The sequence below is a fragment of the Flavobacteriales bacterium genome (genome assembly GCA_016716605.1).
Lineage (GTDB): Bacteria > Bacteroidota > Bacteroidia > Flavobacteriales_F > PHOS-HE28 > PHOS-HE28.
In genome coordinates this window covers 2648035-2666361 of sequence record JADJWA010000001.1, presented here as the reverse complement: position 1 = coordinate 2666361, position 18327 = coordinate 2648035, and the positions used below count along the sequence as shown (strand labels likewise).

The following is an 18327-nucleotide window of genomic DNA, read 5'->3' as shown; positions in this document are numbered from 1 at the left end:
AGTCCGGGCTGGCCAATGACCAACGGCAATCCCGCCGGACAATTGGAACCGCAGAGCGGATCAGTGGATCAGCAGCCGTGCGGTGCTCCGGCCGGATGGACCGCATAAGGCCACCGAATACGCCCCAGAATCCAGCCCGCGCAGAACCAACTCTGCCGCGCCCGGGCCCAAAGCGCCCTGAGCACGCACCAAACGCCCGCCCATATCGCGCAATTCAATCCGCTGCCATGTGCCTTCGGGGACCATTACCTGCACGGATCCCTTGGCCGGATTCGGGAACACGAGCAGCTCCGCGCGGCTGCGATCCGTGATGCCATTGACGATATCGGTCGGCGAATAGTGGAAGCGTGCGGTTGCGACCTGCCCAGCCACTGCGGTGATCTGCAGCACGGGCAGGTCCATGCCCAGCGCGATCCACTTGTACTCGATGGTCTCCGGCTCCGGGAAGGTGAAGCCTTGTCCGAATTGCTCCACATAGGCACTGTCCGTGCGCTGCAAGGTGCTCTTCACGCGCAGCACTTCGAAGGTGTCAGCGGGCAGGTACAGGGTGCCCCATCCATCCGCCTCGTTGTAGCGCCATTGCCGCTGGGTGAAGCTGAACAGTGTGGGAACGGTGAGTTCGAACTCACTGAAACTGGTGTCCATGTCACCGTACTCCAAGGGGAACCGATGGACCCAATCCACAGGTATGCGTCGTGTGCTGGTAGGAACTCCGTTCACGTTTGCGCCGAAGCCCACGTTGCGGAAGCCGGCTGTGTCCTTCTTGAAATAGTCGCGTACATCGCTCACTGTCAGCACCTGGAAATCGAAGCTCTGGCCGCGCACTGCATAATCCGCGCGATGCTGCGGGTACAGCACCGGGTTATTGAAGAAGAACTGGTAGGCGAAGGGGGTGCTGGCAACGGTCACGCAGGTGTCCGCACCCTCAGGCCCGATTTCGAGCATGCTGAAGTCCCATATGAAGCCGGCCTCGGTCTCGGCGGGGTCGAACCCGGCTGCTGACGAGGTCACATAGCGCACCGTATCGCCAGCGCTGGGCATATCGGGCAAGCCGATGATGATCTGGGCAAAGGCTGGTGCTGGCAGCAGGGAAACCAGGAGTAGGGTCGAACGCATGGAGGCCGGTTGTGCGGGCTAAGCTACCGAGCGGAGAACATGCGTGGGATCAGTATTCCCCCCTGCCCTCCCGCCTACCTTTGGCGCCCATGCGATTCCTGCCTCTCCTCCTATTGCTGATTTGTGCCCTGAATGGCCATGGCCAAGCGGAGAAACCCAAGCTGGTGCAGTTCAGCGGCGTGGTGGTCACGGACAGCCTCCAACCGGTGCCCTTCACGAATATTCTAGTCAAGGACACCTACCACGGTACCATGAGTGATGTGTATGGCTATTTCAGCTTCGTGGCGCAGGAGGGCGATACGGTGCTGTTCAGCGCGCTGGGCTTCATGCGCTCGAGCTACATGATTCCGTTGGGCCTTCCGGAGAATCGGTATTCGATGATCCACGTGATGAGCCGTGATACGGTTTGGCTGAAGGAACAAGTGGTGGTACCCTGGCCGTCGAAGGAGCAATTCGCCGATGCCTTCCTGAATCTGAACCTCCCGGCCGACGACTACCAGCTCACCATGCGCAACCTATCACCGGCCGAGATGATGCAGCGCATGGAGAACCTCGGGCCCGACGGGGCGCAGAGCTTCAACTACCAGATGGCGCTGGATCAGACGCGGCTCTATTACAGCGGCGGCACACCTGCCATCAACCTGTTCAATCCTATTGCCTGGGCGCAGTTCATCCAGGCCTGGAAGAGCGGGAAGCTGAAGAAGCAGTAAGGATCGGCTAGGGCAGCTCGCACCAGTAGGCGGCGCGCTCGGGGTCACATCGCTGCAGCAACGGGAGCTCCATGCCGGGCTTCACCAATAGCAGCTCCCACGGGTTGCGCGCTTCGAGGTAGCGCTGGCCCTCCTTGGTCAGCTCTATGGCAAGCGCATGCTCATGCGGCCGTTCATTGCGCGGCTTGGCCAACTCGAGCCGGAGCAGCACGCCCTCCCCTATGCTCGTGCGCGCGCTGAAGGCCTTGAAATCCATGAAGCCATGTAGCAAAGCTTCATTCCAATGCTCGGCACGCTGTGCCCGCCAGGGGTCGCGACCAGCGTGATCGCGCTGTGCGCGCCATTGATCGAACTGCGGCTTGGTGGGCTCGGCATAGGTGGGCTTGAATACCGACTTGGGCGCCGGATCCTTCTTCAAGGCAGTGAAAAGAGCGCCCGTTAGCCCCGGCTTCACCAGGATCAGCTCCTTCTCGGCGATGTAGAGCAGGAACTCATCACCGGCCGGTGTGGGCACATAGCCGTGGTAGCGCTGGAACTCGCTGTTCACCTCCCGCCGCCGCAACAGCCCCAGGCGCACCAGCGGCCCCAAGTCATATCGGCGACCGAGGAAATCGGAGAGTTCCTCATAGCCCTGCTCGCGCGAACGCAGGATCCGGTTATAGCGCGCCTCGAACACCGCCGCTGTCATGCCGCCAAGATCCGATGGGGCCATGCGCAGCAACGGAGAGGCGCTAACGGATCACCAACGATGCCGTGTTGATCGGATTGGGCGGTGCACAAGGAAGCCAATGCCCGCAAGGGTTCCAGCGCGGTCAATCACAGCTGCTCAGGTTATGAACAAGTCAGGGAGGCATTTCGCCTCCCTGACTTGCAGAACAAGAAACCTGTCTGCCCTGCGCTATTGCAGGACGAAGCGCGCCGTGCGCAACCGGCCCTGTTCGATGATCCGGGCCACATAGGCGCCCGCTTCAAGGTCACCGATCATCAGGGTACCCGACTGCAAGCGCCTGTTCAGCACCAGCTTGCCGGTGGCATCGAGCACTTCAATCTGAGCATTGGGCGCAACGCCTGTGAGGCTGATGCGGTCCTGTGCCGGATTCGGGTAGAGCCCGAATGGTACGACGGCGGCTTCTTCAGCCGAGGTGAAGGTGCCCTGGACCACTTCATGCACTGTGTTGATCGCAGGCGCCTCGATGACCTCTTCCTCGCAGTCCGACCAGCGGATCCTGACCTCCAGCACCTCTTCATCCTGGCCCAAGCCGAAGTGCGCGCCGATGAAGCTCATGTACCGGAAGCCATCGCCCGCCCGGATATCCCGTATCTGGGTGCCAAGCGAACTGGTGATGGTGACGCGCGCCCCGATGCCGTCCCGATTGCTGATGGTGCCCTTCGGGTTGATCCGGATCCAGTTGTTGTCGTTGCCCTCATTGCGGTGGTAGCCGCTGCTACGGCCGATGTCGAGGAAGCCATCGTTGTTGAAATCGCCGATGCAATGATTGCCGGGCGCGGTCACGTCGTGGCTGAAGGTCCAATCGCCGTTGTTGTAATGGATGGCGCCGCCGCCCATGATGTCGATCCAGCCGTCGTTGTTGAAGTCGTGGGCGGTCCACTCGATGCTCTGGCCCGTGAACGCGTCCATGCCGCTGCCCGCGGTGGCGGCCTCAAAGGTCCCGTCGCCGTTGTTGCGCATCAGCTTATGCACCACGCCGCTGCTCGCGCCGATCAGCACGTCCATGTCGCCGTCGTTGTCATAGTCGCCCCAAGCGCTGCTCCAGCTCTGGTGGCCATCGGCCAAGCCCAAGCCAGGGGCCATGTTGGTGAAACCGCCGATGCCGTTGTTCAGCATGAGCAGGTCCTGCGGGTCGCAGCCGCACTTGGCCACGAAGAGGTCCACGCTGCAGTCGTTGTTGATATCGGTGAAGATGCTTCCGTAATTGCCGCAAGTGGTGCCGTAGGGGCCCTGCGTGTGGGTCAGCGATCCCGCTCCATTGTTCAGGAAGGACACGTTGGCATCCACATCGTGGCAAACGAAGGCATCAAGGTGCCCATCGTTGTTCAGGTCCACGAAATTGGTGCGCTGGCAGAAGATGTACTGGGGCGGGCTGAACTCCGTATAGGCGGTGCCGTTGGCATTGGCTGTCATGAAGGTGGCACCGCTGCCACCGCCGTAGAGCAGGTCGCGGAAGCCGTTGCTGTCCCAATCACCCACGGCGAAGCTCCAGGAGGCCGTGTTGTCCGCGTTGGTGGTGGGGAAGTTCACCACGTTGTACGCCCCGCCAACGCCTTGATAAGCCACGTTGAAGCTCGCTGATCCGGGCATCACCAGATCATCCTGGCCATCATCGTTCATATCGACTCCGCCCTGCACGCCTCCGACCCCAGGCACAGTGACGCTGGTGAAGAGCACCATGTTCCCGGGAGGCGGCGGAATCACCGTCTCCAGCACCGTGAACGTGAATCCGTTCGCGGTCCAATAGCTATCCCAAACGAACATGTAGCTGGTGCCGGCCGTGGCATTGAAGGAGTAGATCGAGGTGTAGCCGGGGCCGGTGTCATCATCGCCGCCGATGCACACGAGCGAACCGCAGCTGCCAACGAACACATTCAGCCGGGTATCCACAGTGGGGTTCCCTTCCACGTAGCTGCTCACGGTGATGGACATGGCTGAAGGAGCCGTGAACTGGTACCAGTGCGCGGCGCTGCCCGACTGCCCGCCAATGCATTGCGTGGCTGCGGGCGTACCGGCGAGGGCCGGGGACACATGCGTGCCCAGACCGATTGTTGTTGCCGTCCCACAGTTGGCCTGCGCGCGCACCAGTTGGGGCACAAGGGCAGCGGTGATGATGGAGAGCCGAATCAGGTTCATGGTGCTGGTTTGGGTTGTAAATGAAGGGAGGAGCGGCGTGCGCGTGACAATGGGTAGGGTCGCAATATTGACAGCCTTTGAAGGCCAAGCGTTGCTTAAGGGCATCAGGCCACCACCCAGAGCCGATTCGCCGCAAGCCTGAAATGCAGCTCATGGCCCAATTCCACGGGCTCCCCGTCGAGATGCGCCCATAGGCCCTCTTGCCGCACGTCCGCTTCGGTGCAGGTCAGGCCGAGCAGGTTCGGGTTGCGGTCAGCGCGGTGCATGTACACATCGAAGAGCGCCTTGAGCAACTGCGGCAATGGCGGCTTGCGCACGATCCGCAACTCGGCCAGACCGTCATCGGGCCGGCTGCCAGGGCTGATGTCGGCGCCGTTCCCGAACTCGCGGGTATTACAGAATACCAGCATGAGCACCTGATGCTCGGAGCTTGCGCCGTGCACCTTGATCGCCACGCGCATGGGCTTGGCGCCGAGGATCTCCTGCGCCACGATCCGCGCATAGCCGAACATGCCGCGACTTGCGCTGCGATCGAATCGATAGGCCACCCGGGCATCGAAACCGATGCCGGCATTGCCTAAGAAGAGCCGGTCGTTGAGGTAGCACACGTCCATGCGCTTCGGCGCAGCCATGACCGCGTGCCGGAGCGCTGCCTCCGGTTCAAGGGGCAGGCCGATGCTGCGGGCATAACCGTTGCCGCTGCCCATGGCCACGATGCCCAGCGGCGCGTCGGTGCCCACCAGCGCTTGCCCAATGGCGTTGTTGGTGCCATCGCCGCCCACGCTGATCACGCGATCCGCGCCCATTTCCAGCGCGCGCCGCGCCAGTTCGGTGCCGTGTCCGGGGCCTTGCACCTCGAACAGTTCGAGCGCCGCACCGGTCTCGCGCCCGATCCGCGCGGCAATCTCGATGATCGCGCGCGCTTTCCGCTTGCCTGACTTCGGATTGAAGATGATGGCCGCCTTCATTCGAGAGATGGCGATGTGACCAGCCGATTGGACGCCATGCGCGTGGTGAACTGCTGGATGGCCGCCTTCAACCGGCGCGCCTCAGGCCCATCCTCGCGGATGATCAGCGGGTCGCGCACGGATGCCGGCGAGAGCCGCTCACCCTCGAAGCAGAAATTCCCTTCGTCCAGGAATGCGAACCAGAAGCCCAAGGAACGCACCACGGCCATGCCGCGTCCTTCGCCATCAGACACGCTGGCACCAAGGCTGAAATGCGGTTTCCCATAGCCGACGATGTCGAGTATGGTTGGCATGATATCGATGTGCTGCACCACATGCCCTGATTGAAGCGGCGCGATGGACTTGGGCCAATAGAAGACCAGCGGCACCCAGTAATCCGTGGCCTCGGAATAATGCTGCCCGCTGCGATCCAGGTCGGCGGTATGGTCCGCAGTGATCACGAACAGGGTATTCTCGAACCAGGGCTGGGCGCGGGCCGAAGCGAAGAACCGCCGCAAGGCATCGTCAGCGTAACGCAAGGTGGGCTCGATGCCGTGGCTGGCATCGCCGAAGCGCTTCTCCTCTCCGGGCGGCAGGCTGTAAGGATGGTGCGAGCTCAGGGTGAAGAGCACGCTGTGGAAGGGCTGCTCTTCGTTTGCCAGCTCCTGCACGAACCACTGCAGGTAGGGCCGATCCCAGATTCCCCAAGTGCCGTCGTAGTCATCGGTCCGCGGATATTGATCCATGCCCGAATAGCGCGAGTAGCCGGCAGCGCTCGCATAGGTATCGAAGCCCATGGTGCCGTTTCGGCCTCCGTGGTAGAAGCTCGTGGCATAGCCCTCGGCGCGCAGCAGGCCGCCCAAGGCGGTGAATGGCGCCTGGGCGTAAGGGGAGGTGATGAAGGCCTCGTCCATCCATTCGGGGATGGACGCGGTAACGGCCGGGATGCCATCGATGCTTCGCCTTCCATTGGCATACGCGCGCGAGAAGCTCAGCCCCTGCCCCATTAGCGAATCGAGGAAGGGCATGCAATCCGCGCCGCCGTTGAGCCTCTGGCTGAATGCCGCGGAAAAACTCTCGAGGACGATCACCACCACGTTCGGCTTAGCCACAATGGTGGAGTCGAGCGCTCGTGCGCCTTGCCTCTTCGCATCCGGCACATGCTCAACGGGCCATAGCGAATCGGCTTCATGCTGCGGCATGTAGGTGCGGGCTTGCAGCACAGGCTTGCCTAGGCTGGTGAGCAAGGTGAATGGCGTGTTGAGCGCCACGAGCGTGTACGGCGGAGGCGCGTACTCCGCAGCCGTGACCACTCCGATGGGGATGAGCTGCACGCCGCCGCGCGAGCCGAGCACGAAGAAGGCGATTGCGCAGAGCCGCCACGCCACAGCGGGCAGCCAACGCGGATCGCGCTCGCGAAGCAGGCCGGCCGCCTTCCGATAAGCCCACCAGGCCAGCCAAAGACACGCTAGGAAGATCAGCACGATGTACCAGAAGTCCTTCGCGAACCCGGGGATCAACCGAAGGGTATCGCCGCCGCCGGCCATGATGCTGAACAGGTCCGCAGTGCTCCGTTTCAAGGTGAATCGGTAGTACTCGATGTCAACGCACGCGAAGAAGAGCCCGACCGCATTCACGGCCATGAAGGCAATACGCTTCGCGCGCGCGAAGGGCCCTTGCTCCGCCGCGCTGATCATGCAGAGCACCACCCAGGGCAGGTTGAGCCAGGCCAATGCGCTGAGGTCGAACCGAAGGCCGCCGAGGTAGGCGCTGAAGGGCACCTCCGGGAAGCTATCGGCATTGCGCAGCGCGAAGGCCAGCCGCAGCAACGTGTAGATGACCATGAGCGCACCGATCCGGCTGAAGATGACAAGAAGGGGCTTCATCGGTGCGTGCGCGCCAAAGATGGTCACAGGCCCCGGCTTGGAAGGGCCAGCACGTGGCGGCCTTCCTCCTCCAGGACCGGTTGCAACGGAGCCCATTCGCGTCCCAGGAAGCGGAGCGTATCCATTGGCGCGTCACTGATCACGAAGCGCACCGCGCCTTCATCCATCATCCGGAAGAAGGCTGAGCGATCGAACACCTCACCGACGCTCCATGCAATGACATCCTTCTGCGCCAGCAGGCCCTGGCCATTCAGCAACAGCTCCAGATGCCCGCGGTAGGTCACCAGCACGTGCTCTTGCGGCATCAGCCCCAAGCGGCCGACCAGCTCGCCATGCACGGCACGGTCAGCAAGGAGCGCAGCAGCATGCGCCTTACGTTCATCGGCTGTGCCTGAACGGTGATCGAGCAAGCGCGTGCGGTACGTACCGAAACCGAGTGCGAACAGCATAGCGAAAGGGCCGGCCACGCCGCTTGCACCGCCGATCCAGCGCGCCACCCCGATGGCCGCCAGCGCATTGGACTCGAATAGGTAATTGAGATTGCTGCCGCTCTTCAGTCCGGTGATGAGCCCGAAAGCCAACGAAGCACCTGCGGCCGTGGCCAGGAAAAGGTCGGTGCGATCGTTTCTGCGGATGGCCCGGAGGATGAGGAGCACGATGGCCACATGGAACAGCACATAGTACTTGTAGGTGGGTGGATCGAAGAGCTCGCGGTACATCGCCGGGGAGATCCCGTTGGCCAATCCCTGCACGGTGTTCTTCAGGAAGAAAGGACCCGATGCGCTCAAGGCGATCAGCATCGCGCCGATCGCCATGGGCACGGCCACCTGGAACGCGAACCGGCCTGCGATTCGCCACGCGCCTTGCAGGAGAAGGTCGAGGCCAATGATGCCGATCACGAGCATGCCGCTCTGCTTGGCAGCCACGCTGAGCACCGCGAGCATGGCGGCGAGCATCAGCAGCGACCCTCGCCCATCGCGCTGCTGCCACCGGGCGTAGGCCAGGAGCGCGCCGACGAAGAGCAAGGCATAGAGCGCATCACCACGACCGTAGAAATGCTCCGTGAACACCGTGAACACGAGCGCCGAGACGGCAATGGATGGCCAAGTCCGGCAACCCACCGTGCGGCAGAGCGCGAAGACCGAAAGGCAGGTGAGCAGATTCAGGGCCAGCGCCACCGAACGGCTCAGGATGAATAATCCGTGCGTCTCGCGATGATCCACGGAGAATACGCGCGCCAAGCCGGCGAGGAGGCCGTAATGCAGCGGCGTGTACTGGATCACATCGAAGGGCGGCTGTTCAGGGTCCTCGTACAGCGGCCGACCCATGAGGACCTTCTGCATGCCATAGATCACGTTGATCTCCGCTCCGCCGAGGTCAACGCGCGCATCCGGGATGAGCCGTAGCCGGAGAACCAGGTGCCACGCTGCCACTGCCAGCAGCAGGGCCAGCAGTATTCGCGGAACCCAGGTCACGGCGTAGCGCATGGCCGCCGAATGTACCGGCGCCATGCGCACCAGGAGCCGAGCAGCGCTGTTGGCAACCTGCATCCCGCAACCGCATCAACCCTCAACCTGAAAATACCTTCGCCCCCGCCCGCCATTGGCACGGCCGCACCCGAGCGCATGTCACCACGCACCACCGAGGACCGCCAGCTCCATTTCGAGCGCGGCAACTGCACCGACGCATTCCTGATCGGCACCTACGAGAAGCTCGTCTTCCCGCGCATCATCGAGGAGAAGATGCTCAGCCTGCTGCGGCAAGGCAAGATCAGCAAATGGTTCAGCGGCATCGGGCAGGAGGCCATCAGCGTGGGCGCGGCCATGGTGCTGCAAGAGGATGAGTACATCCTGCCCATGCACCGCAACCTCGGTGTCTTCACCACCCGCGGCATGCCCTTCGCGAAGCTCTTCGCGCAATGGCAGGGCAAGGCCACTGGCTACAGCAAGGGCCGCGAGCGCAGCTTCCACTTCGGTAGCCAGGAGCACAAGGTCGTTGGCATGATCAGCCACCTCGGCCCGCAGATGGGCATCGCCGATGGCATCGCGCTGGCGCACAAGCTGAAGAAGGAGAACCGCTGCACCATCGTCTTCACCGGCGATGGCGCCACCAGCGAGGGCGACTTCCACGAGAGCGTGAACGTGGCGGCGGTGTGGGACCTGCCGGTGCTCTTCATCATCGAGAACAACGGCTACGGACTCAGCACGCCCAGCAGCGAGCAGTTCCGCATGAAGAGCTTTGTGGACAAGGCCATCGGTTATGGCATCGAAGGCGTGCAGATCGCCGGCAACAACATCCTGGAGGTGTACGACAACCTCGTGAAGCTGGCCGACAGCGTGCGCGAGAACCCGCGTCCGATCCTGGTGGAGTGCATGACCTTCCGGATGCGTGGCCACGAAGAGGCGAGCGGCACCAAGTACGTCCCGAAGGAGCTCTTCGAGGTTTGGGGCAAGAAGGACCCCGTGATGAACTACGAAGCCTGGCTTCTGAAGCAGGGCATCTTGTCCATCGCAAAGCGCGACGAGATCCGCACGCGACTGAAGGATGGCATCGAGGCCGATCTGAAGCACGCATTCGAGGAACCGGAGCCCATCCCCATAGAAGCCGTTGAGGTTGGTGACGTTTATGCTCCAATGGCCAAGGGCCTCGAGCCGCTAGCCACGAACCACGAGCTAGAAACTCAAGGCTCGAAGCTCGAGGCTCGTGAGATAAGGATGATCGACGCGATAAGCGAGGGGCTCGCGCAGAGCATGCAAAGGCATTCCAACCTGGTGCTCATGGGCCAGGACATCGCGGAATACGGCGGCGCGTTCAAGATCACCGAAGGATTCGTGGAGCGCTTCGGCAAGGACCGTGTGCGCAACACGCCCCTTTGCGAGAGCGCCATCCTCGGAGCATCGCTGGGCCTCAGCATCAAGGGCATGAAGGCCATGATGGAGATGCAGTTCGCCGATTTCGTCAGCGAGGGCATCACGCAGATCTGCAACAACTTCGCGAAGATCCACTACCGCTGGGGGCAGAACGCCGATGTGGTGGTTCGCATGCCGACAGGAGCGGGCGTGGGCGCAGGGCCCTTCCACAGCCAGAGCAACGAGATGTGGTTCGTGAAGACACCGGGTCTGAAAGTGGTGTACCCGAGCAACCCCTACGACGCGAAGGGCCTGCTCATGACCGCATTCGACGACCCGAACCCCGTGATGTTCTTCGAGCACAAGGCCATGTACCGCAGCATCAGCGGTGTGGTGCCCGAGCAGCCCTACAGCATTCCCTTCGGTAAGGCGCGCTTGGTGCGCGAGGGCTCAGCGCTCACGATCATCACCTACGGCATGGGGGTGCATTGGGCAACAGAGCTTGCGGATGAGATGATCACAGCGAACGGAGTGAAGCTGGAGATCATCGATCTGCGCACGCTGGTTCCGCTCGATGCGGAGACGATCCTCACCAGCGTGAAGAAGACCGGCAAGGCGCTGCTGCTGCATGAGGACACGCTGACCGCCGGCTTCGGCGGCGAATTGGCGGCCATCATCGCGGAGCATGCATTCGAGCATCTGGATGCACCGATCGTGCGCGTGGCATCATGGGATACGCCCGTGCCTTTCGCAATCCCTCTAGAGAACGGTTTCCTACCGAAGGGGAGATTAAAGGAAGCGGTGGAGAGGTTGGCGGGGTATTGATCCTAGGTCGGCGAGGTACAGGAACTTCACCGTGCCGAAGAACTTGTAGGACACGGCGCGCATGACCTCCAAACGGCCAACGCCACCGGCCTTGAACGCTTTGCTGCGGTGCGCCCCCCTCACCATCCATTTGGAAAAATGACTCCCTGATGCACCTTTGGACTATACATCCTCTAGACCAACCATGCCCCACGATCCCCTCTTCGAGCAGCAGATCCACGATGCCCTGGTTTCCGAAGGCGCCAGGCCCGAGCACAAGAAGATGTTCGGCGGCGTGGCCTTCATGGTGAAGGGACACATGAGCGTGGGCATCACCAACAAGGGCGATTTCATGGCGCGATTCAACCCGGAGCGGCACGATGAGGTGCTCCAATGGCCGGGCGCCAAGCCCATGACCTTCGGACATAAGAACATGAAGGGCTTCGTGTTCGTGGACGCCGATGCCGTTGGCGACAAGCGGTCGCTAGGCCGCTGGGTGAAGCTCAGCCTCGCACACATCGCCACCTTGCCCAGCAAGAGCGCCAAGAAGCCGATGAAGAAAACGGTGAAGGCACCAGCGAAGAAGACCAGCCGCCACGCTTCGAATTAGAATACGATCATGATCAAACAACTCGCCCCGATCCTGATGCCACTGATGGTCGGCACGGCAAGCGCCCAAGTGGTGATCAACGAAGTGGATTATGACCAGCCGGGCACCGACAATGCCGAGTACATCGAGATCCTCAATACGGGATCATCCGCATTCCCCATGCAATACCTGCAAGTGGTGCTGGTGAACGGCAATGCGGGCGGCAGCGCGGTATATGCCACGCTGGAGAATGTGAGCTGGCCTGCGCTTCCGGCGGGCGAGTTCTTCGTGATCTGCGCCAATGCTGGCACGCCGAATTGCGATGCGGTGGTGACACCCGCCACGAACCTGATACAGAACGGATCGCCGGATGCCATCGCCTTGGTGATCACCCAGCCCGAGCCGATGGTGCTCGATGCGCTCAGCTACGGCGGCAGCGTGCCGGGTTATACCGAAGGCACCGGCACCTCACAGGAGGACAGCAACCTCACGAACGGCATCAGCATCGGGCGCCTCCCCGATGGTACGGACACCGGCGATAACGATGCCGACTTCCAGCGCATGTGCAGCACACCAGGCACAGCCAACCTGATCGACCCGCTGGCTTGCGACATCGATATATCCGTGCTGGAGAACAGTGCGGCAAGCCCATCCTTCATCGTGATGCCTTCGCCAGATGGGCAGGGCCTGCTCGCCTTCGACCCCAACCTCGCATCGGAACCAATCACCTTCCAGCTGCTCTCGGCCAGCGGCGCGCTCATCGCAGAAAGCACGGCCGCTTCACCACGCGCGTCTTGGCACGTTGGCCTCAGTGCGCTGCACGGGCATTTGCTCCTGGTGCGCCTCAGCACGCCCACCCGCCAAGAGGTGCGCCGCTTCATCCTGCCCTGACCGCAATAGAGCAGAGCGAACCGGGCAGCACGTCCGGCTGTGCTGGGCTGAAGCGCGATGGCTACACTTGCCCCATGATCCGCCACGCCCTTCTCTCCTTCCTCGTGCTGCCGCTGCTGCTGCATGCCCAGCAACCTGACCTCAAGGCCCTCGATGCCTACATCGCCGATGCCCTCATCAGCTTCGATCAGCCCGGCCTCGCCGTCGGCATCGTGAAGGATGGGCAACTGGTGTTCGCCCAGGGCTACGGCAAGCTCGACATCGACAAGCCAGAGCCCGTCACACCGAACAGCGTGTTCTACTGCGCCAGCATCAGCAAGGCCTTCACCGCGTGCGCCATCGGACTGCTCGCCGACGAAGGCAAGCTGAGCTTCGATGATCCCGTGCGCAAGCACCTGCCCGCCTTCAAGACGCCTGACCCCTTCATCACGGAGCAGATGACCATCGCCGACCTGCTCTGCCACCGTGCCGGCTGGGGCACCTTCGATGGCGACCTGCTCTGGTACGGCACGGCCTACACGCCCGATGAGATCCTCGCCCGTCATTCGAGTGAGCCCTTCACCTATCCCTTCCGCACGCAGTTCGGTTACAGCAACCTCATGTACATCGCAGCGGCGCGCGTGGTGGAGCAGGTGAGCGCCATGAGCTGGGACCAGTTCATCACCACGCGCATCTTCAAGCCGCTGGGCATGGAGCGCAGTCGCGTGGAGACCGCCGACCTGGCCGGCATGAGCGATGTGGCCTTGCCCCATGTGCGCAAGGGACAGGATCCGAAATCGCCGCAGAAGAGCATGCCCTACCAAGCGCTGCGCGGAGCCGATGGCGCCTGCGGGGTGCTCAGCACGGTGAATGACCTTGCGAAGTGGGATGCGATGTGGGCCGATGAAGGCAAGGCGAATGGAAAGGCATTCCTCAGTCCGGCCAGCTACAACCGCATCACGGCCATGCACCTGCCCATGGGCGGACGCCGCGATGGCGCTGCGCTTGGCTGGTTCCTCGAGACCGATCACAACGAAACGGTGATCACGCACAGCGGCGGCATGCCGGGCTTCATCCTCAACCATGCGGTGGCGCCCGACAAGGACCTCGCCGTGATCTGCCTCGGCAACGGCGAGTCGTACAGCGTGTTCGCCATCACCGCCGAGATCCTCGACCTCTACCTGGGCGATGGCAAGGCTGATCCCGTGGCCGACATGCTGCCGCGCCTCGCCAAGCGCCAGGAGCGTGAAGCCAAGCGCGTAGCCGATCGCCTTTCAGCGCGCGCGCCGAAGACCAAGCCCTCGCTGGCCGCCGCCGCCTATGCCGGCACGTACACCGACAAGATCTACGGTGATGCGGTGATCACCGACAAGGACGGCAAGCTTTCGTTATCACTGAAGCCAGCGCCCGAGCTCTTCACCGGCGGGCTCTCGCATTGGCACTTCGACACCTTCCAATGGCAGCACCAGGACCCCTTCCTCGAGCCCGGCTACATCACCTTCAGCTTCGATGCCGACCACAAGGTCACCGGCTTCCGGATCGAATTGCACAGCCCCGATTTCCATTTCCACAAGCTCGATTTCAAACGCAAGGGCTAGCGCGCAACCAGCGGGAGGGCCGTTGGACACTATCCTTGCGCTGGCGAAGAAGCACGGCATGATAGAGATCGATTGTTCGGAACTGAAGCGGATGCGCGCGAGCGGGGCGCCGCACCAGCTCATTGATGTGCGCGAACCCTATGAGGCCGAAGCTTGCAGCATCGGCGGCACGCTGATCCCGATGGGTGAGATCATCGAGCGGCTGACCGAGATCCGGCGCGATGTGCCCGTGATCCTGCATTGCAAGAGCGGCAATCGGTCGGCCGCGGTGATCCAGGCCCTTGAATCGCGTTACAGCTTCAGCGGACTGATGAGCCTCAAGGGCGGCATACAGGCCTGGAGCGCCGAGGTGGAACCGCTGAACTGCGATTGACATGATGAACCTCCGCGAGCGGGTGAAGCTCTTCCTGAAAGGGATGTCGATGGGCGCTGCCGACGTGGTGCCCGGGGTCTCCGGCGGCACCATTGCTTTCATCTCCGGCATCTATGAGGAACTGCTGCGCTCGATCAAGGGCATCGGCCCGGATACGCTCAAGGCCTTGCGGCAAGGCGGACTCAAAGGCGCGTGGCAGCAGGCGAACGCCGACTTCCTGGTAACGCTCGTCGCGGGCATCGGCACCAGCATCCTGCTGCTCGTGCGCCCCATCACCTGGGCGCTCAGCGAGCATCCCGTGCTCATCTGGGGATTCTTCTTCGGATTGATCGCCACCAGCGTGTGGCTCTGCGGCAAGCTGGTGAAGCGCTGGGCCGCGTGGCCCGTATTCGGCATGCTCGCGGGCACGGCCATCGCGCTGTTCATCGGCCTGGCTGAGCCTGGCACCGCCAGTGATTCGCTTCCCTTCTACTTCATGGCCGGTGCCATCGCCATCTGCGCCATGATCCTGCCGGGCATCAGCGGCTCCTTCATCCTGCTGCTCATGGGCGCTTACCTGCCGGTCATGACCGCGATCAAAGGATTCGATGTCCCGGTGATCGCCGTGTTCGGCGCGGGCTGTGTGTTCGGACTGATGGCCTTCTCGCGCCTGCTGAATTGGATGTTCACGCGCCTGCACGACCTCACCGTGGCCACGCTCACCGGATTCCTGCTCGGTTCGCTCTACATCGTGTGGCCTTGGAAGCGGGTGCTCAGCACGCGCACGGTGCACCCGGGCAAGCCCGACGAGCACCTGGAGCCCTTCATCACGCGCAGCGTTTGGCCGGGCGACTATGCCATTATCACTGAGATCGATGCCGCCCTGGGCATCACCGCGAAGGAACCGCACATACTTGGCGCGGTGGTGCTCGCGTTGGTCGGCGCATCGCTGCTGCTCTTCCTTGAGCGCTTCGCCCCACCGCGCGCATGATCCGCTATGGCCTTATCGGCAAGCCCCTCTCACACTCCTTCAGCCAGCGCTATTTCACGGAGAAGTTCGAGCGCGAAGGGCTGCGTGATCACCGCTACGACCTCTTCGAGCTGAGCAGCGCCGACGAGTTGCGCGCCTTGGTCCGCGATACGCCGGGCCTGCGCGGATTGAATGTCACGATCCCGCACAAGCAAGCGGTGATGCCCTTGCTCGATGCCGTTGATCCATTGGCCGCCGCCGTGGGCGCGGTGAACACCATCCGCATCGATGGCGACCAGCTCATCGGCCACAACACCGACGTGGAAGGATTCCGCCAAACGCTGAACCCTTTGCTCCAAGGCAAGAAACCGCGCGCGTTAGTGCTGGGCAGCGGCGGTGCGAGCCGTGCCGTGGCCTTCGTGCTGAAGGAGCGCGGCATCAAGTTCCGCGTGGTGAGCCGCAGCCGCGAGCGCGGCGACATGACCTACGACCTCGTGGAGCCGATCGTGGTGGACGTTTGCACGCTCATCATCAACACCACCCCGCTGGGCATGCATCCGGATGCTGATTCGATGCCGCCGATCCCCTACGAGGCCCTGGGGGGGAAGCATGTGCTGATCGACCTGGTGTACAACCCGGCCGTGACGGCTTTCCTGCAAGAAGGGAGGAAGCGTGGCGCTGTGATCGCCAACGGCCTTGACATGCTGCACGCGCAGGCGGAGGCAAGCTGGCGGATCTGGAACGGCTAGAACCCTTTCAGGTCCAGGTCCACGTACTCGCTGAGCACCTCGGTGTTGCGCGCCACTTCGATCCACTCCGCCTGATCCCAGCCCAAGCGCATCCAAACTTCGCAGAAGAAGCCATCCATTCGATACAGATGCACGCGATGGCCTCCATGAACCCGAGATCCGAGGTACTCCCCCTCCGCACGAACCGCATCCAAACGGCCTACGCGATCCAGTCGGATGAAACCGGCCTCCTGCATGATCGCGCTATTTGCTGAGCGCGCGCACCACCATTACCGTTACGCACAACAGGAACAGCAGGATGCTGATCCGGTTGATGCCGTGCATGAAACGCAGGTTGAAGTCCGGGTTGGGCTTGCCGAAGAGCGTAAGAGGATTCAGGTAGTAGAACAGGCGCTTGAGGAACATGCTTGGCCGGGTTTGGATGTCTCAGGTTGAAACACCGGAAGGTTGAGGGTTGTTCCGATGCTCGAAGGTAGCGTCTCAGGTGGCTGAAGTGAACATCAGCACCACTTGGATATGGCATTTGCGATTGGCCAGGCTCAGCCGTCCACTTGGAAGATGGCCCAACCTTCAGCCCGCGCACCCAGCGCAACCGGCAACACTTACACTTTCGCCAACCTCCACCTGCCGCGCTGGAAGAGAATGCCGCTGAGCACCGCGAGGATGCTCTCACTGATGGCCACGGAGGCGAAAACGCCCGCAGGTCCCAACCCTGCGGTGATGGCGAGCAGGTAGGCCAATGGGATCTCGATGGCCCAGAAGCAAACGGCATTGAGCCAGGTGGGCGTCAGGCTGTCGCCGGCGCCGTTGAAGGCCTGCGCGAGCACCATGCCGTAGCCGTAGAAGAAGTAGCCGCAACTCACGATGCGCAGGGCCGTGATCGCCGTGGAATCGGCTTCCGCGCTCTGCGCGAAGAAGGAGACGATCCACGGTGCGCCGATCCAGAAGAACAAGGTGACCAGCACCATGAACACCATATTGTAGTGCCCGCAGAGCCACACGCTGCGCTGCGCGCGATCGGGTTGCTCTGCTCCGAGGTTCTGTCCCACCAAGGTGGCAGCGGCATTGGCCATGCCCCAGGCTGGCAGCAACGCGACGATGATGATGCGCACGGCCACCGTATAGCCGCTCACTGCGGCCGTCCCGAAATCGGCCACGATTCGCACAAGGAAGATCCAGCTCGCACTCGCGATGAGGAATTGCCCGATGCCGCCGATGGACACTTTGATGATGTTGCCCAGCACTGCCGCAACGGGCCGCAAATCGGGCAGCACCACTGCGAACGAACCGCCAACCTTGAACAGATTCCATAGCAGATAGGCCACACCAATGCCTCGGCCGATGGTGGTGGCAATAGCCGCGCCCTGCACGCCCAGCTCTGGGAACGGGCCGATTCCGAAGATGAACAACGGGTCGAGGATGCAATTGATGCCGTTGGCGATGACCAGCGTGCGCAGAGCGATGCCCGCATTGCCCGCGCCGCGGAACACGGCGTTCATCGCGAAGAGCAGCGTGACGATCAGGTTGCTCGCCAGCATCAGGCGCGCATACGGCACCGCGCTCTCCATCACCTCCGGGGCGGCCCCCATCAGGCGCAGCAGCTCCGGCGCGAAAACCGACGATGGCACGGCCAGCGCAACGCCGATCACCAGCGCGATGAACAGGCTCTGCCCCGCTGAGACACGAGCGCCCTCCTTGTTCTTTTCGCCCGTGCGCCGCGCGACCACGGCCGTGATGCCCATGCCGAGGCCCCAGGCGATGGAATACACCGGAACCATGAGCGTCTCTGTGAGGCCGACCGTGGCTGTTGCCGCATCGCCGAGCTTGCTCACGAAGAAGGTATCGACCAATGCGAAGAGCGCCTCCATGCCCATTTCCATGATCATGGGGATGCTGAGCAGCACGATGGCGCGGCGCACGCCCATGGTCGTATAGTCGCGCTCCTCGCCGTCGAGGGCCTCGAGGATGATCTTGTACAAGCGGCGCATGGAAGGCGGAGGACGAAGACGGTAAAGCCGCCG

At 62.6% G+C, this 18327-nt stretch carries 16 protein-coding genes; 8 read left to right on the top strand and 8 right to left on the bottom strand.

Features of this window, described 5'->3' with window-relative positions; genetic code table 11:
• Positions 1-60: 60 nt before the first annotated feature.
• Positions 61-1116 carry a T9SS type A sorting domain-containing protein gene (locus tag IPM12_10735; GenBank protein MBK9148275.1) on the bottom strand — a complete coding sequence of 352 codons (1056 nt, stop codon included), beginning with the start codon at positions 1114-1116 and terminating at the stop codon, positions 61-63.
• 89 nt (positions 1117-1205) lie between these two features.
• Between IPM12_10735 and IPM12_10730 the strand changes: the two genes are divergently transcribed.
• Positions 1206-1826 (top strand): carboxypeptidase-like regulatory domain-containing protein, encoded by a 621-nt coding sequence (locus tag IPM12_10730; GenBank protein MBK9148274.1) that lies wholly within the window; start codon positions 1206-1208, stop codon positions 1824-1826.
• A 7-nt stretch (positions 1827-1833) separates the two neighbouring features.
• Here the strand turns inward: IPM12_10730 and IPM12_10725 are convergent, their stop codons facing one another.
• From IPM12_10725 to IPM12_10705, 5 genes are all read right to left on the bottom strand, one after another.
• On the bottom strand, positions 1834-2514 hold the full coding sequence (locus IPM12_10725; protein ID MBK9148273.1) for a hypothetical protein: 681 nt from the start codon (positions 2512-2514) through the stop codon (positions 1834-1836).
• Positions 2515-2724: 210 nt separating this feature from the next.
• The gene (locus IPM12_10720) at positions 2725-4692 is read right to left on the bottom strand and encodes a VCBS repeat-containing protein (protein MBK9148272.1); all 1968 of its coding nucleotides are present in this window, start codon (positions 4690-4692) and stop codon (positions 2725-2727) included.
• Positions 4693-4796: 104 nt separating this feature from the next.
• Entirely contained in the window at positions 4797-5660 is an 864-nt protein-coding gene (locus IPM12_10715; GenBank protein MBK9148271.1) for a hypothetical protein, read from the bottom strand.
• A complete protein-coding gene (locus tag IPM12_10710) occupies positions 5657-7525 on the bottom strand; it encodes an LTA synthase family protein (protein MBK9148270.1) in 1869 nt (622 codons plus the stop codon). Before IPM12_10710 ends, IPM12_10715 begins: the two co-directional genes overlap by 4 nt.
• Positions 7526-7548: 23 nt before the next feature.
• Positions 7549-9012 (bottom strand): hypothetical protein, encoded by a 1464-nt coding sequence (locus tag IPM12_10705; GenBank protein MBK9148269.1) that lies wholly within the window; start codon positions 9010-9012, stop codon positions 7549-7551.
• Positions 9013-9150: 138 nt separating this feature from the next.
• On the opposite strand from IPM12_10705, the gene IPM12_10700 reads away from it, so the two are divergent.
• The 7 genes from IPM12_10700 to IPM12_10670 all read left to right on the top strand — a co-directional run bounded on the left by IPM12_10700 (position 9151) and on the right by IPM12_10670 (position 16306).
• Positions 9151-11199 carry a dehydrogenase E1 component subunit alpha/beta gene (locus tag IPM12_10700; GenBank protein MBK9148268.1) on the top strand — a complete coding sequence of 683 codons (2049 nt, stop codon included), beginning with the start codon at positions 9151-9153 and terminating at the stop codon, positions 11197-11199.
• A 184-nt stretch (positions 11200-11383) separates the two neighbouring features.
• Complete coding sequence (locus tag IPM12_10695; GenBank protein ID MBK9148267.1) at positions 11384-11788, top strand: TfoX/Sxy family protein; 405 nt, start codon at positions 11384-11386, stop codon at positions 11786-11788.
• Between the two features lie 9 nt (positions 11789-11797).
• Positions 11798-12658, top strand: coding sequence for a lamin tail domain-containing protein (locus tag IPM12_10690; protein ID MBK9148266.1), 861 nt, complete (start codon positions 11798-11800; stop codon positions 12656-12658).
• Positions 12659-12732: 74 nt separating this feature from the next.
• The gene (locus IPM12_10685) at positions 12733-14235 is read left to right on the top strand and encodes a serine hydrolase (protein ID MBK9148265.1); all 1503 of its coding nucleotides are present in this window, start codon (positions 12733-12735) and stop codon (positions 14233-14235) included.
• A gap of 58 nt (positions 14236-14293) precedes the next feature.
• Positions 14294-14608: a hypothetical protein gene (locus tag IPM12_10680; protein ID MBK9148264.1), complete on the top strand. Its 315-nt coding sequence runs from the start codon at positions 14294-14296 to the stop codon at positions 14606-14608.
• Between the two features lie 4 nt (positions 14609-14612).
• Positions 14613-15578 carry a DUF368 domain-containing protein gene (locus tag IPM12_10675; protein MBK9148263.1) on the top strand — a complete coding sequence of 322 codons (966 nt, stop codon included), beginning with the start codon at positions 14613-14615 and terminating at the stop codon, positions 15576-15578.
• Positions 15575-16306 carry a shikimate dehydrogenase gene (locus tag IPM12_10670; protein ID MBK9148262.1) on the top strand — a complete coding sequence of 244 codons (732 nt, stop codon included), beginning with the start codon at positions 15575-15577 and terminating at the stop codon, positions 16304-16306. Before IPM12_10675 ends, IPM12_10670 begins: the two co-directional genes overlap by 4 nt.
• 243 nt (positions 16307-16549) lie before the next feature.
• Here IPM12_10670 and IPM12_10665 read toward each other — a convergent pair whose 3' ends face one another.
• Both IPM12_10665 and IPM12_10660 read right to left on the bottom strand, forming a co-directional pair.
• Positions 16550-16711, bottom strand: coding sequence for a hypothetical protein (locus IPM12_10665; protein MBK9148261.1), 162 nt, complete (start codon positions 16709-16711; stop codon positions 16550-16552).
• A 197-nt stretch (positions 16712-16908) separates the two neighbouring features.
• The gene (locus tag IPM12_10660) at positions 16909-18294 is read right to left on the bottom strand and encodes an MATE family efflux transporter (GenBank protein ID MBK9148260.1); all 1386 of its coding nucleotides are present in this window, start codon (positions 18292-18294) and stop codon (positions 16909-16911) included.
• Positions 18295-18327: the final 33 nt, after the last annotated feature.